A 14698-nucleotide genomic window follows, 5' to 3' on the forward strand; every position below is an offset into this window, starting at 1 on the left:
TGCACCGTTACCGTCTTTTATAATCGTCCTCGATGCGGATGACATCGTCCTCGCCGATATAGGCTCCGGTCTGGATTTCGACCAGTTCGAGCGGGATCTGCCCCTCATTGGCAAGCCGGTGCGGCTGGCCGATCGGGATATAGACCGACTGGTTTTCCGTCAGCAACTTCGTCTCTTCACCGATCGTCACCGTCGCCGTGCCCTTGACGACGATCCAGTGTTCCGAGCGGTGATAATGTTTCTGGAACGAGATGCGGTGGCCGGGATCGACCGTGATATGACCCACCCGGTAACGCTCGTCCACATACATGTGCTCGATATAACCCCAGGGGCGATAGACGCGCTTGTGGGTCTGCGTCTGTGGTGCGTGTTCGCCGTCCTTCAGCGTCTCCACCAGACCCTTCACATCCTGCACCCGGTTTTTCGGCACCACCAGAACCGCATCCTTGGTGGCCACCACCACCATGTCTTTGGCGCCAACCACCGTCGTCAGCAATTGCGTCGAATGGATGAGGCAGCCTTCGGAATCGATGAAGACGCCGTTGCCTTCCAGCGCATTGTCGTTGCCGCGCTTGTCGGCGATTTCCCAGATCGCATCCCAGCTGCCGATATCCGACCAGCGGAAATGGCCATGCACCACCGCCATGCGTTTGGTCTTCTCGATCACGGCATAGTCGATGGAGTTTTTCGGCGAGGCCTCGAAGCTTGCCTGATGCAGGCGCACGAAGCCGAGGTCGCTTTCATATTGCTCGACCGCCTGCGTCACCGCCGCAAGAATCTCCGGGGCGAAGGCCTTCAGTTCGGCGATCATCACATCGGAGCGGAACAGGAAGTTGCCGGAATTCCAGAGATAACCCTTTTCCAGATAGGAGATCGCCGTCTTCATATCCGGCTTTTCCACGAAGGCATCGACGGTGCTGAGGTCTTTTTCGCCATCGATCGCATCACCCGGCTTGATATAACCGTAGGAGGTGCGCGGTTCGGTGGGCACCAGGCCGAAGACGACGATATTGCCCTGATCGGCGGCTTTTGCGCCGAGTTTCACGGCCTGTGAAAACTTGTCGGCATCGAGCACCACATGGTCGGCGGCAAGCGCCAGCACCAGGCATCCGGGCTCACGGTGCTCGGCCAGCACGGCGGCGGCGGCCATGGCAGCGGCGCTGTCGCGGCGGGCGGGCTCCAGCACCACGGTTGCCGGCAGATCGATCTCTTCAGCCTGACGGCGGGCGAAGAAACGGAAATCCTCATTGGTGATCACCAGCGGCTCGGCATAAAGGCTCTTGTCGCCCACCCGCTGCAGCGTCTGCTGATAGGTCGAAAGATTGCCGACCAGCGGCTGGAACTGCTTGGGCAATTGATCGCGCGATACCGGCCAAAGCCGCGAACCAGCACCGCCGGCAAGAAGAACCGGCGTGATCTTTCGAGCGTATGTGTTCAAAATGAAACCTCTCAACTTTCTATCGCCCCCTAACTTTCGTGATATCGAACGCGAGGCGACGCTTCAAATGCCGGATAGAGCTTTCCACAGTGAATAGAAACAACCCAATTTTTGCTTGATGAACCGATGACTGCCGAAGTTTTCACGGGTGATGAGCGCATTTGACAAGGGTTCAGAACCACCTGTATAAGCCGCGCACATCTCTCCGCCTGCGCCAAAAGTTAATGGTTTAAAGCGGGGCGTGTCCCCGATGTGGGTGATTTAGTAACGCTGCATCGGCGTCAACTGCCACTTGGTGGGGCATGAGGATATGTCTGCAAGATGACTGAAGTTTTTTTCGATCTTTCCGAGCTTTTTTTAAATTCAGGCGTAAAGTTTAAATATTATGGTATCTCCAGAACTGTGATGGAGGTCGCTTACGAACTGACAAAATTGGATTCCAGAGTCCGATACGTCATATATTCTCCGTATCATGGTCGGTTTTTTGAAGTTTTCCCGAGGGTTGGAAACGCATCGCCGACTGGCGTGCTGGACCACAATCTTCCTCCTTCGGCTACCCCCCTTCGGCTGCGCCAAAGCCTCTTTAATAATAACCCCGTCAAATCTTCCGTTTATTGGGCAATTCGAAAGGTCGTCGATTTCAGAAACCGGCGGCGATGGGCTACGGTCCCGGATGGTTCGGCTAAGGAAGTCGATCTCTCCGGTCATGTGCTGATCTCCCTGGGCAGGCCGAAGATTATGTCCGATTATCTGGCGGCCCTTGAAGCACGTGGAACAAACGTGATCTTTGTCCCACTTCTGCACGACATGATCCCGTTGCACGATTTCACGCACAGGAATCAATTCTCTTTCCCGAAGAATTTTCTGCACGACAATCAGGTGGCGATTAAAGCATCGTCACTCATTCTCACGAATTCGGAATTCACAGCTCGCGAGGTTCTGCATTTTTCGGAGAAAGGCGTGTTGCCGCCTGTATCAAAGGTCATTGCCGTGCCGCTTTGCAACGAGTTGCGTCCGACCTCGGAGCCTATAGAGAAGCGCGGGCCGTCCGGACGTTACATCTTATGCGTGGGAATCTATAATGGCAGGAAAAATCTGGAATGCGTAGTTGAGGCCATGATGTCCCTTCACGAGCGGGGAATGGATGTCCCCAATCTCGTATTGGCTGGTGCGAGACGCAAACGTGTGGAGAAATTTCTAAAGAATAAGCGATTTCTGCCGCTGTCCACAAAATTTCATTTCGTACTCAACCCGAACCAGGCGGAACTGGCGGAATTGTATAAGCGTGCATTTGTGCTTGTTCTCCCCAGTCGGATGGAAGGATGGGGTTTGCCGATCAGCGAGGCGTTATGGTGCGGAACACCTGCACTGGCGGCGGACGTTCCGGCACTGAGAGAGGCGGGGGGCGATCTGGCCCGTTATTTCGATCCGGAAAAGCCTGTGGAACTTGCGGATATTCTGAGCCAATTGCTGGCGAATAAGTCTGAATATGATGTATTGAGAGCCAAGATTGCGGATGCACGTCCCGTAATGCGAACTTGGCGCGATGTCGCTTCTGGATTGTTGCAGGCGTTGGATGACGATGGAATCGCCAAACGGGTTGATATCGGCTGGGTCAACAATTAAACGGTGTGGGTATTAAATGCCCGTGCCATTGATCATCATAACCAAAGTAGCTAAGCGCTATTGAGGCAAGGCAATTAGCGAAATCACTCCGCTCGGACGCATTCTAGATAAGGAACATGAAAATATGCCCAAGGCGCTTATAACGGGGATTATCGGGCAGGATGGGGCCTATCTTGCGCAATGTCTCCTTGACAAAGGCTATGAAGTCTACGGTCTGGTTAGACGTTCGTCTTCTGCTGACATAAACGATTCCCGTCTGAGATGGTTGGGTATTCGCGATAGAGTAAAATTGCTTGACGGCAATTTGACCGATCTTTCGAGTTTGACCCGTATATTGCGTGAGACACGTCCAACAGAAATCTACAATCTTGCTGCGCAGTCATTTGTTAAATCGTCTTGGAACCAGCCTATTCTGACTGGCCAAGTTACAGGTATCGGCTGTGTAAATATGCTGGAAGCGTTTCGTCTGGAGACGCCGGAGGCCAGGTTCTATCAGGCATCCTCATCGGAGATGTATGGACTGGTTCAAGAGCCAATTCAGAGCGAGCAAACACCGTTTTATCCTCGTTCTCCCTATGCTGCCGCCAAGCTCTATGCTCATTGGATGACGGTCAACTACCGTGAAAGCTTCGGCTTGCACACATCCAGTGGGATATTGTTCAATCATGAGTCGCCGCTTCGAGGTATCGAGTTCGTAACTCGAAAAGTCACCGATTGCGTTGCGCGCATAAGATTAGGAATGGAGAAGGAGTTGCGCCTCGGTAATATTGATGCGCAGCGTGACTGGGGGCATTCCAGGGATTATGTCAAGGCAATGTGGCTGATGCTGCAACAGGACGTGCCAGACGACTATGTGATTGCGACCGGTCGGACGGTAACCGTTAGACAGATGTGCGAAATAGCATTTTCGCATGCGGGTCTGAAAATGGAAGATCATTTGGTTATCGATCCGGAGCTCTTCCGGCCCGCAGAAGTGGATATTCTTCTGGGGAACCCGGCAAAGGCGAAAGAAAAACTCGGATGGGAGGCGCAAATTAGCTTGGAAGAGATGATTTGCGAAATGGTTGATGCAGACCTGCAGCGGTTGAGCGTTAAGTGAAAATGATATGAAGGTAGAGCGTCGTTCGCGCTTTTGCGTTTTGATAACTGGTGCGGGTGGGTTCGTCGGCAATTGGCTACGACGAGCACTTTTGGATGCTTTACCTTCAGACGCTCTACTTCTTTCCTCTGGTCGGAAAGGCGAGGTTTCCGGTTCGGTTGGTCTTGATCCTCGTGAGAAGTGGATTTTGCTGGATGTTGCCGATGAGGCTGCAACTGCTGCGGTAATCATCGAATGGCGACCAGAAGTCGTAATTCATCTTGCTGCGCAGTCGAATGTCCAGCGAGCCGCCGCTGCGCCACGGGAGACTTTCTCCGTTAATTTTTTCGGTACAATGAATTTGGCGGATGCCATAATGAAATATTGTCCGGAGACCCTGCTTATAAATGTTGGTACATCTGAGGTATATGGGGGCACGGCTAAGGAAATAGCCCACCCTCTTGATGAGCAAACTCTGCTCGATCCAATGAATGCGTATGCAGTTTCAAAAGCATCTGCAGATTTGTTGATCGGACAAATGTCACGCAACGGTTTGAAATCTGTCCGGTTCCGGCCGTTCAATCACACAGGGCCATTTCAAACAGACAGCTTTGTTGTGCCAGCCTTCGCGGCCCAGATTGCAAGAATCGAAAAGGGTTGGCAGGAGCCGACAATCAAGGTTGGTAATCTTGAGGCTCAACGCGATTTCTCGGACGTGAGAGATATAGTTTCGGCTTACGTCAAGGTAGCGTTGTCGATGCCGCCCTCTTTGGAGCCTGGAACGGTGTTTAATTTAGCGTCCGGAAAATCCAGACGGGTTGGCGACATATTGGAAGCCCTATTGGCTAAGTCCAATGTGAAGATTGAACTTGTTGAAGACCCGTCAAGATTACGACCGAGTGACGTTCCGAAAATCGTTGGGGACTCTAGCCGTGCAAGACAACTGCTTAATTGGCAACCGGCTCACGATTGGGACGAAACCTTGAATGGTTTGCTGAACTATTGGCGTGAAGAGGTTCGAAAATAGTCTTCGCTGATTGTTTCAGCAAGCTTTGAAATTCATAAGTTAGCAGGGTGTGAGCTTTTTGGTACAGAAGGTCGTGAAAGCATTGAGCATGTTCATAAATGGCCAACTCCAAAAGCTAAAATACATAAGTGACAGACTTGGTGCGCCTGTCTGGGTTTCGTCGATTACCGTAACATTTTCCATATTTCTTATGTTTTTCTTTCTCGCTGGGGATGGGCGAGGAAATTTGGCATGGCATGTTCGCCCCGCTGCTTACTTTGGAATAACTGAGGTCCTTCGAAATCACAATGTTGAGCCGTGGTACGTTGGCGCCGGTAACGTGGGATGGGACGGGCAATTTTATTTTGCGATCGCAAACGATCTCAAAATGAGTGAAGATACCGCTCGGCATATGGATACCGCTGTAACCTATCGTTATCAGCGTATTGGTTTACCGTTAGCGGCGAACGTTGTTGCTCTTTTGACGTTGCAGGAATGGGTAAGTCCTTTCGTCTATTGGGGCACGAACCTAGTGTTACTTTTTTGGGGCACTTTTGCTTTAGCTTCGATACTGAAGAGAATGGGCCTCAGCGCTAGTTGGGCTTTATTCTGGTCACTCAGCGCCGGTGTTCAGGTTACGGTATTGAGTGGGTTACCCGACGCCGCAGGTGATGCTTTTTTCTTAATTGCCATTGATAGTCTTTTGCGGCGACGGTACCTACTATATTCGCTTGCAGCGATTATGGCGATACTTTCGCGAGAATCTTTCGTATTTGCAGCAGCAGGGATATTTTTGGCGTATACCTATGTTCATCGAGCCGACCTTACGAAATGGGCTATCTCGCTGTACAGGAAACTTTTTTTGTTGGCGCTGCCAGGGATCGTTTTTGTCGGCTGGCAACTAAGCATCTTCCTGAGATTTGGAAAACTTCCCTCTCAAGAGCCGGGAGTTGCCGGGGCAATTTTTACAACACCGTTCTTGGCTTGGTATGAGGCACTTCAGCGAGCAGTCACCGATGGTTCAGCTTTTTTTGCTAGGTCTTTAGCAAATTCACAGGTTGCGCTGGCGCCAACAATTGTTCTCCTGTTGGGGGCTTTCACCGCATCCCTCTATCTAATTCGCAAGAATAACGGGAAAGCGTCCATTAATGTGATGATGATTGGTGCTGCTTTCCTTCCGCTGCCTCTTTTAGCCGCCACATTTGGTGCAATTGTGACAATGCATTGGACGGGTTATTTAAAAGCAACAGCCATTCTTATCGTACCGGTGATGTTGGCCTTTTCCAAATCGCAAATCCAAAAGATTAATGCGTTGGGAATTGTACTTTGTTTGTTTTTGGTTATCCAGATGCCTGGGCTGTGGGCGTGGACACGGACTGATGGGGCTGCAAATGAGTATTCTAGCGAAGAGATTTTCTGGGGTCATAAAGAAAGCAGTTTTCCTAAAGAAGTTTCGTGCCTAAGCGAATATAAATCGAAAATTACTCTGCTTCGCTTTGAAAACTTTGATCGGAGTAATTTCTTTAGAGCCGTGGCCAGATTGCCTTCGCGTTATTTGCTGGAGCTCCAAGTTGAAAATTTGGGCGCCGAGAAATGGCAACATACGCAAGGCAAAGGCAACATAAATCTAGCCGGACGGTGGATAGATGACCGATCTCGCCTTGAAATTGGTAGGACGAGGTTTTCTGTGATTGGCGGAGAGATTGGGCCGGGAGAGCGCCGGAACCTGCATATGGTGATAGAAGGCGCGCCCCCGCGCCCTGGCGCAAAGCTGGTCCTCTCTATGATTCAAGAAGGCTGCGGGTGGTTTGACTCAGCGGGTGATGTTGGCTTCGTCGATATGGGTACATTCCGATGAGCCCGTCCGCTGAAGCCGAGCGCAAATGCAGTCGGGAAACGACCTTTTTATCGACCAGGACACTAGGAGAATATTGTTTTCGCGCTAACGCGCTCGCCATTATGCCGGAGCGGTGTGCGTTTTTACTGGAAAGCGGACTGCTTACTTCATCTCGCTGAAGAGAACGGGTTGGTAAAGAAACGGGGTACGCAGGGAATGTCAGATCAAAATAGTATTCGAACTGCTGTCGAAGAGTACGTTAAGGACGACCTAATGAAAGGTGATTTCTTAAGTCAGGCCTATAAGTATGATGAAAATGACATTCCTGCAGAATATTTATTCGATTCCGAACCATCCGACTTTCTGAAATGTATTTATAGGATACTTCTGCATCGGAGTTGTTGTGGAAGTGAGCTCGAGCATAATAAAGGGCTGCTAACTAACGGCATTTTGCGGACAGATATTATGCGCGGAATTTTGCAGAGTGAGGAATTCAAGCAAAATCAAAAACAGCCTTCTAAACATATAGAATTGCTGATCGCAGAGGAAGAGCATCGGCAGAAGACAAGGCAAACGGGGGTAGGCCGCTTTCTTCGCAGACTTCTGGGATTAAAATCTCGACCACGAGGCCTTGCAATCAATGCTGATCCGTCCGCAACAGATGCGGATGGCTCTGTCATCCAATCAGTAGCGCGAGAGCGGCGTCGGGACGATGATAATAATGAGGATGGAGAGGAACAGTTGAAACCAGTGCTACGAAAAAAGTCATATCGCCGAGAAGATATAAATCTTCTTAAGCAAGATATTATGACCGAGCTTGATCGTCGCCATAGAGGTCCCTCTGATGTTGTGCGAAAGCAGCTAGAGGCTTACATTCCACATTTAGTACTTGATGTTGGAAATGGAAAAGTTCTGGATATCGGATGTGGCAGAGGTACGTTTCTTGAGATTTTAAGAGATAATGGTGTTGAAGGCGTTGGGCTAGAAATAAACCAGGAACAGATAAATGAATGCTTAGATAAGGGATTGGATGTCCATCTCGAGGACGCATTTGTTTTCCTCAAAAATTGTGATGAAAATTCTTTTGCTACAATCACATTGTTTCATGTGATTGAACATCTCGCGTTCGAGGATCTTGTCCTGCTACTGAATGAAATTTATCGGGTTCTTGCTGTCGGTGGAACATTGCTCATGGAGACTCCGAACGCCGAGAACCTGTTTGTTTCAACATTTTTCTTCAACGTTGATCCTACCCATGTTAAGCCGATAACATACCAGTATATTTCCACTGTTCTTGAAGTGATCGGGTACCGATGCGAACGATTACCAGCGTCTGGATACATCAATGAGGACGCTGGCGAACCGACACAAAATATACACCTAAATCACCTTTTGTTTGTGGCGGCCAATCTATTGGTGAAAGCAACCAAGGGAGATGCGGGTTGAAAGCGTTGAGTGTAGTAACTCCCGTTCCGCCGCAACCTACGGGGATTGCTGACTATGCTGAAGGACTGATCAGAGGACTTCGATCTCTAGGTCATGATATCAACATTTTCACACAAAGCAGATTTTGTCACACTCCAAGCCCATTGGGACAGGTCATGGGACTGGACAGTTATGATCCATTGGAAAACGCCCCATCGCGCACTATCTACCAGATAGGTAATAACCGCGCATTTCACGATGAACAAATTTTGAGTTTTTTCAAATATGGAGGTGTAGTTCACCTTCATGATTTTTCATTACATCACCTCTTCGCGCATTTCACGTATGTGAGAGACAGCGAAATATATTATGCCCTTCTGAGGAAGTGGTACGGAGAGGAGTTTTCGGAGAGTTGCAGGCAACGAATTGATAGGGCGGAGATTATGCCCTGGGAAAGTTCGGATGTATTAAGGCATCCATTAAACGAGGAAGTTATCGCGAGGGCGAGTAAAGTTATCGTACATTCGCACTTGGCGCGAAACTTTATATTGGAGCGCTTCCCCGAGACGCCTACGTTTCTTCTCCCGCAGTGTTACCCCGATGGGGTGCCAGTAAAGAGGCGCGAGGTGCGGGATTCTTTGAATGTTTGTACGTTGGGATTTGTTGATCGGTTCAAGAGAGTTGACAACCAGATTGAGGCGATTGCTCTTTGTAAAGAACGCGGTTTGGAAATTCGGTTAGATGTGGTCGGCAGGTTAAGCGAAGACTGCTCCGATTTACCCGATATGGCGGCGGATTTGGGCGTTTCGCATCTAGTGCAGTTTAAGGGAGGCGTCAGCCAGGACAAGCTTTTAAATTACTTTCGAAGTGCTGATGTGTGTATCGTTTTACGCGACCCAACGGTTGGAGAAACGTCAGCTATCGTGTCACGCGCCTTACAATATGGCCTGCCGTTGATCGTTAGCGATATAGGCACGTATAGTGAAACGCCGGACTTCGTGGGAAAGGTTTCCGTGGGGCCAAAAGCAGCCACAGAACTTGGGGTTATCTTGGAGGAATGGGCGACAAAACCACAGGTCTATGACGATATCTCTGCGAGATCATATCGATATGCAAACAGCGACCTTGCTTCGTTTTCGAGGACTTGTGAAGCGTATAGTGCGCTATTTTAAGCGCATTGTTTCGGTGAAAGTTGCTTCGAGTTTGGTAGCTGAAAATCGAGGGCGAGGGCGGGCAAGCAATGATACCTGACGGACGGAAATGGTAATAAATTCGAGAAAACTGGAATTTATTATGTACGCGTTCGTCTTGGTCGCCTTATTTACTTTAGAGATTCATTTATTGGGTTATCGAAAAAGTATAGGGATACTTAGATCAGTTGCGCCTGATGAAGCGTTATTTTTTGATGTATCTGCGAATTATATGAAATCGTTTATATCTTGGGATGCTTCTTTGTTCCCCCAAGGGTTCCCTGGGCCGTATGGTCACCCATTTTGGTTTCTGATGGTTGCATTGCTCGGTATCGCAAATTTGTTGGATTTGAACAGTGTGCTGTTAGCATATAACGTATTCTTATCACTAAAATATTTATCTTGCTATTTTTGGAAGAAAACCTTCGAAGAGCGGTATGATTACTTCCAGTCATCTATATTTTCGTTGACCTTACTTCTGTCGCCGGGGTTGTTTTTCTACGGAAAGGTTATTTCTCCGGAGTACATGCTTATGCTCGTTTTTTCGATCGGGACATACTATATTGTCAAAAAAAAGTATAATATCGCTCTTTCATGCACTATTCTCGGAACTTACATCAAAATCCTCTACGCTCCCTATTTCTTGATTGCCTCGACGGTTGTGATTGCTAGAGACCCGTGGAAATTCCATCGGCTTGACTTGACGTTTGTGGTGGCTTTGCTTTTGAGTTGCCTTGCAATCATTATGGCGGGTGGGCCGATTGTGGTGCTAAATTCAATTTTGGCGCTTCCAACTCCTCCGCTTCATTTTGATTTTGATTTTTGGTGGGAAAGTTTTTTTGGTGCCCCAATTTTCAGTTGGGACCAGATTCTATTGCTCCGTCCGGCCGATGCGTTCCCGATTTTTCTAATTCTGGCACCAATCGCCGTGATCACATTTATGTTGCGGCTTAGAGGAATTGTTGCTGACCATTTCGGGCTTCTCGGCTTCCTAGTGGGATCGGCACTGCTGATTTTTTTGCTTACTTCGAAGGGGATGATATTTTCTTGGTACTCATTTGTGCCTTTAGTCGTGGCGGTTGTTTCCGCGATTTTTCTCTGTGTTTCCCTGCGGGGGACTTTAGGATACGTATTGTGCGCCGTATCGATGATGATCGGGGCAGGACAAATCGAGGAGTCAATCTCGGCGGAAATTCAAAAAATGAAGCTAACTCGGAGTGCTTACGAAGAAGCTCCCGGATTGTTAACTGCAGCGAGGTCGTTGTGTCCTAGTGCGGAGGCGATAATCTTTGATGTCATGATCCCATTCGATGCGGACAAAATCGAAGGGACGGAGCCCATCGCGCTTAGCGAAGCAGTTAAACGATCAGGGGTGATGCAGATCGTGAAACTCGGCAAATTCGTTATTGTCAGTCACGAGAAATCATTCTCGATACCTTCTGCGGTTCAGCAGCGAATATATCTCCCCTTGGGCATTGAACAAACAGTGGTTCCGGTAACGGCTTACAAAAAATATAAATTTTCGGTTGGGAGCAGTTGTGAACATACTTGAGTTAGTGATTGTCTTTAAATTTAAGGTAGGTTCGTGTTCGAAATCAAATTAAACTTGGCGGGTTTCTGATAAATGGTTGCCACTGGGGCCGGCGCCACAAAAAATGAACAGTAATGTTTCGGAGTACTTATGACTACTGCAGATAGAAAGAGTAATGCGAGTGTGACTCTAGTCGCGCTCATTTTGTTTTGTGTGTTTTGCTATGCGTCCTTGCACATCGACTTTCATCCAGATGAGGCGATTTATTTTGAAGGGATTGCAGTTAGCACTCGCAAAGATACGGGAATATTTTATTCGCTAGTTTATATGGCTGGACAGCTTATTTATCCTGGCCCGAATGGCGCGAGGTTCATCTCGGCGGTATTCGGCGCTGGAACGTATTTTTTCATGATGAAAACAATATTACTAACGGTCGGCGGTAATCGCACTAAGGCGTTTTTGCTCGGTACACTGGTATTTATGTGCTCATATCAGGCTTTTTTTGTATTCGTTCGGGTACGGCCTGAAGCAGCTTGGTGGTTTTGTAGTGCGATGGCCGTTTACGGTCTCGCAAGGCTGCGCGTCTCATTTGACCGGATATCTCTTAGTTTGGTAAGCGTCGCCGTCGTAATTTTGCCTATGAATCACCGGCTGAGCTGGTTCGCATGCATGTTCGTCGGCCTCTATATTGTGCTCTACGTATTCCGAGACAATGGTCTAAAAACGGCGGTTACACTGCTCATTGCAATGGCTTCAGGTGTAATGCTTAACGCGGCGATACCGGCGTTGATTCTTCATTTGCCTGTATTTCAAACGATTGTCGAGAACTTTAAGAATGCGTCTCCTAACATAGAGCGATATGGAGCGCTCCAATTTTTCGAGTACGTATTTTGGGAGGCGCCTGATTTCTTGAATGATTTCGCAAAAAATCCAAATCTGTATCAAATGGCGGGTCTGGGCTTTGCGCGTGCCAATCATTCTGTGGTGCAGATCGTACCTTGGCTGCTCTCGCCCATTCTCTTGATATTCTCGCGCAGCTGGCGTCAGTTTTTCTCGTTTCTGATTCCGGTTTTATTTTATTTCTTGTTCTGGAAGTTGAACTATTTCAATCCAACATACTCTGCAGGGATAAGCTTGCTCGCGGTTTGCCTATGCCTGTACCTGTGCCTAGACTTCAAGGGACCTGCGCTGGGCAAAGTTTTTTCTGCCTCTATTTTAATGCTGTCGTTTGTTAATGGAATGTCATTCTTGACTACGAGGTTATTTAATCACGGAGAAGCGACGTACTTCGGAATCGAGGAAGAAATCCGCAGCTATATCGCCCATACGGATTTTAAAACCATTGCGATTCCAGAGCGTTACCTTTCCGTTTCCCCAAACTGGGTTCAGAGGCCAATCGTGACCTTTAAACAATCGCTTACTCCCGATCTTCAGCTTCTGGTTTTGGATGAAGGCGACGTTGAAATGTACAAATTCGTGCCTGACTACCACCAGCGTATTGAGGAGATTGAAGCACTCAAGCGTTCGATGTGTTTGAAACGCGTTATCAAAGGCACCGTGTACGATGACGACGACCTTTTTGAGCCTAGTCGCCTTAACGGCTCGTGGTTCTTCAGAAATTCCGTTTCCACTAACATATCGATCTACGAAAGATGTTCTTCTTAAATAAACAATTGGGCGTTTTAGCTCCAAAGTAACCGGTGGTCTGACCTCACATTGGCAGCCGCTGTCTGATCGTAAGCCTCCGGTGAAGGCCGCAGGTCAGGCCGCTTGAGCGTTGACGGTCGGCGGCGTCCAATTTCACGGAAGCAACTGCTCCAGCCTGGTAATAGGCGTGTCAGCGATGCGGGCAAGAACGTCGGCCGGCCACACCTGCGGATCGATGCTGACCTGCCACTGAGAATTTCCTCCAGATTGGATTAGAGTCCGGCCCATCGAGGAGGGACTTATGAAGAAGCAGAGATTTACGGAAGAGCAGATTATTGGGGTGCTGAAGGAGCAAGAGGCTGGCGTTAAGGCGGCTGATCTTTGCCGCAAGCACGGGATTTCCGAGGCGACCTTTTATAATTGGAAGGCCAAATATGGCGGCATGGAAGTGTCAGAGGCCAAACGTTTGAAGGCGCTTGAGGACGAGAATGCCAAGTTGAAGAAGCTGCTCGCCGAGCAGATGCTGGATACAGCCGCACTCCGCGAGCTTCTCTCAAAAAATGTATGGTCCGCCTCGTCCGTGCAAGGGTACGCGACATCGTAAATGACGATTCCAGTTGCATAAATGTATCCGGCCTCTCGCGAGTGGGCTGCGGTTGCAGCCAGGCCATGATGAGATCCGCACATGCCGTTCCCAATAAATGGTTCGGGCACGAAGCCCGCTTTTTTGCACAGGACTTACGGCATGTTGATCCACTGTTTCGTCATCACTATTCTCGAGCCTTGCAATCGAGCCAGGAGCGTCAGGTGAAGGCAGGGTCCCTGCGTTCGTAGAGCGCTCCAGGCTTGGTCAGGACGACCCAGACAATCCGGGCCATTTTAGCGGCAAGTGCGACTACAGCTTTGTTGGGGTGCATTCGTGCCTGAAGGCCATTCAGCCAGTTCCCCAATCGATCTCGTGTTCGGTCGAGGTGCCGAAAGCAGGATCGTGCTCCATGAACAAGGAGCTTGCGCACATAGCGGTTTCCCCGCTTACTGATGCCGAGAAGCTTCTGCTTTCCTCCGGTCGAGTATTCCCGTGGCACAAGGCCAAGCCACGCTGCCAGATCGCGAGCTTTCTGGAATTGTCGGCCGTTGCCAACCGCGGCAAGAAGTGCGGTGGCTCCCAACGCTCCGATCCCAGGGATCGTCATGAGCCGTCGTGCGACATCCTCGCGACTGGCGATCGCCTCGATCTCGCGTGTGACGTCACCAATGCGCTGTTCCAATTGGCGCAGATCGGCAAACAGGTCTGCGAGCAGCTTACGCATTGCCGACGAGAGATCGTTGGATTGATCTTCGACAGCGTGCGGCAGGTCGACCTTGAATAGGCCTGCGCCTTGGCGCAGGGCGATCCCGTATTCGAGGCAGAAAGCTCGCATCTGATTGATCAGACGCGTTCGCGTTCCGATCATCTGATCCCGGATCCTGTGCAAAGCCTGAAGATCGGCTTGTTCCTCGCTCTTGAGTGCAGCAAATCGCATTGTTGGACGTGTGGCAGCTTCAGCGATCGCTTCCGCGTCGATGATGTCGCTCTTGTTCGACTTCACGTAGGGCTTCACGAACTGCGCGGGGATCAAGCGCACCTTATGTCCAAGCGCCTGTATCTTCCTGGCAATCCACTGAGATCCGGCGCACGACTCCATACCCACGATCGCCGGTGCTGCGCGCTCGAAGAACTGTAGCAGCGTGTCGCGTCGGAAACGAACCTTTTGCACTGGCACGCCATCGCTCCCGAGGCCGACAACGTGAAAGATGTTCTTGCCAATATCAATTCCGTAGACAGCCGCTGGGCGCGGCATATTGCGCTGTGGCATTGCAACCTCCTTCGGTTTGGCCGCCTCATGATGCGGCAGGAGGACGAGGCGGACCATCCCATTA

General features: G+C 49.6%; 10 protein-coding genes and 2 pseudogenes. 9 read left to right on the forward strand and 3 right to left on the reverse strand.

Annotated features, from left to right (window positions below):
• Positions 1-7 precede the first annotated feature (7 nt).
• On the reverse strand, positions 8-1438 hold the full coding sequence (locus AGR7B_RS22715) for a mannose-1-phosphate guanylyltransferase/mannose-6-phosphate isomerase (protein ID WP_080857977.1): 1431 nt from the start codon (positions 1436-1438) through the stop codon (positions 8-10).
• Between the two features lie 321 nt (positions 1439-1759).
• Between AGR7B_RS22715 and AGR7B_RS22720 the strand changes: the two genes are divergently transcribed.
• The 8 genes from AGR7B_RS22720 to AGR7B_RS22755 all read left to right on the forward strand — a co-directional run bounded on the left by AGR7B_RS22720 (position 1760) and on the right by AGR7B_RS22755 (position 12796).
• Positions 1760-3064, forward strand: a complete 1305-nt coding sequence (locus tag AGR7B_RS22720) for a glycosyltransferase family 4 protein (protein WP_080857978.1) — start codon at positions 1760-1762, stop codon at positions 3062-3064.
• Between the two features lie 124 nt (positions 3065-3188).
• Positions 3189-4163 carry a GDP-mannose 4,6-dehydratase gene (gene gmd, locus AGR7B_RS22725; RefSeq protein ID WP_080857979.1) on the forward strand — a complete coding sequence of 325 codons (975 nt, stop codon included), beginning with the start codon at positions 3189-3191 and terminating at the stop codon, positions 4161-4163.
• Positions 4164-4170: 7 nt separating this feature from the next.
• Complete coding sequence (locus tag AGR7B_RS22730) at positions 4171-5169, forward strand: GDP-mannose 4,6-dehydratase (protein ID WP_080857980.1); 999 nt, start codon at positions 4171-4173, stop codon at positions 5167-5169.
• A gap of 58 nt (positions 5170-5227) precedes the next feature.
• Positions 5228-7006: a hypothetical protein gene (locus tag AGR7B_RS22735; RefSeq protein ID WP_208616054.1), complete on the forward strand. Its 1779-nt coding sequence runs from the start codon at positions 5228-5230 to the stop codon at positions 7004-7006.
• Positions 7007-7258: 252 nt separating this feature from the next.
• Complete coding sequence (locus AGR7B_RS22740; RefSeq protein ID WP_162934237.1) at positions 7259-8431, forward strand: class I SAM-dependent methyltransferase; 1173 nt, start codon at positions 7259-7261, stop codon at positions 8429-8431.
• 155 nt (positions 8432-8586) lie between these two features.
• Positions 8587-9582, forward strand: a complete 996-nt coding sequence (locus tag AGR7B_RS22745) for a glycosyltransferase (RefSeq protein ID WP_080857983.1) — start codon at positions 8587-8589, stop codon at positions 9580-9582.
• A 121-nt stretch (positions 9583-9703) separates the two neighbouring features.
• Positions 9704-11152, forward strand: coding sequence for a hypothetical protein (locus AGR7B_RS22750; RefSeq protein ID WP_162934238.1), 1449 nt, complete (start codon positions 9704-9706; stop codon positions 11150-11152).
• A gap of 129 nt (positions 11153-11281) precedes the next feature.
• Positions 11282-12796, forward strand: coding sequence for a glycosyltransferase family protein (locus AGR7B_RS22755; RefSeq protein ID WP_080857985.1), 1515 nt, complete (start codon positions 11282-11284; stop codon positions 12794-12796).
• 135 nt (positions 12797-12931) lie between these two features.
• Here AGR7B_RS22755 and AGR7B_RS26320 read toward each other — a convergent pair.
• Positions 12932-13015, reverse strand: a pseudogene (locus tag AGR7B_RS26320) (transposase domain-containing protein); the annotation flags it as partial.
• Positions 13016-13079: 64 nt separating this feature from the next.
• Here AGR7B_RS26320 and AGR7B_RS22760 point away from each other — a divergent pair.
• Positions 13080-13343: pseudogene (locus tag AGR7B_RS22760) on the forward strand (transposase); the annotation flags it as partial.
• A gap of 238 nt (positions 13344-13581) precedes the next feature.
• Here AGR7B_RS22760 and AGR7B_RS22765 read toward each other — a convergent pair.
• Positions 13582-14634, reverse strand: coding sequence for an IS110 family RNA-guided transposase (locus tag AGR7B_RS22765; RefSeq protein ID WP_080858174.1), 1053 nt, complete (start codon positions 14632-14634; stop codon positions 13582-13584).
• Positions 14635-14698 lie beyond the last annotated feature (64 nt).

This window comes from Agrobacterium deltaense RV3 (assembly GCF_900013505.1).
Lineage (GTDB): Bacteria > Pseudomonadota > Alphaproteobacteria > Rhizobiales > Rhizobiaceae > Agrobacterium > Agrobacterium leguminum.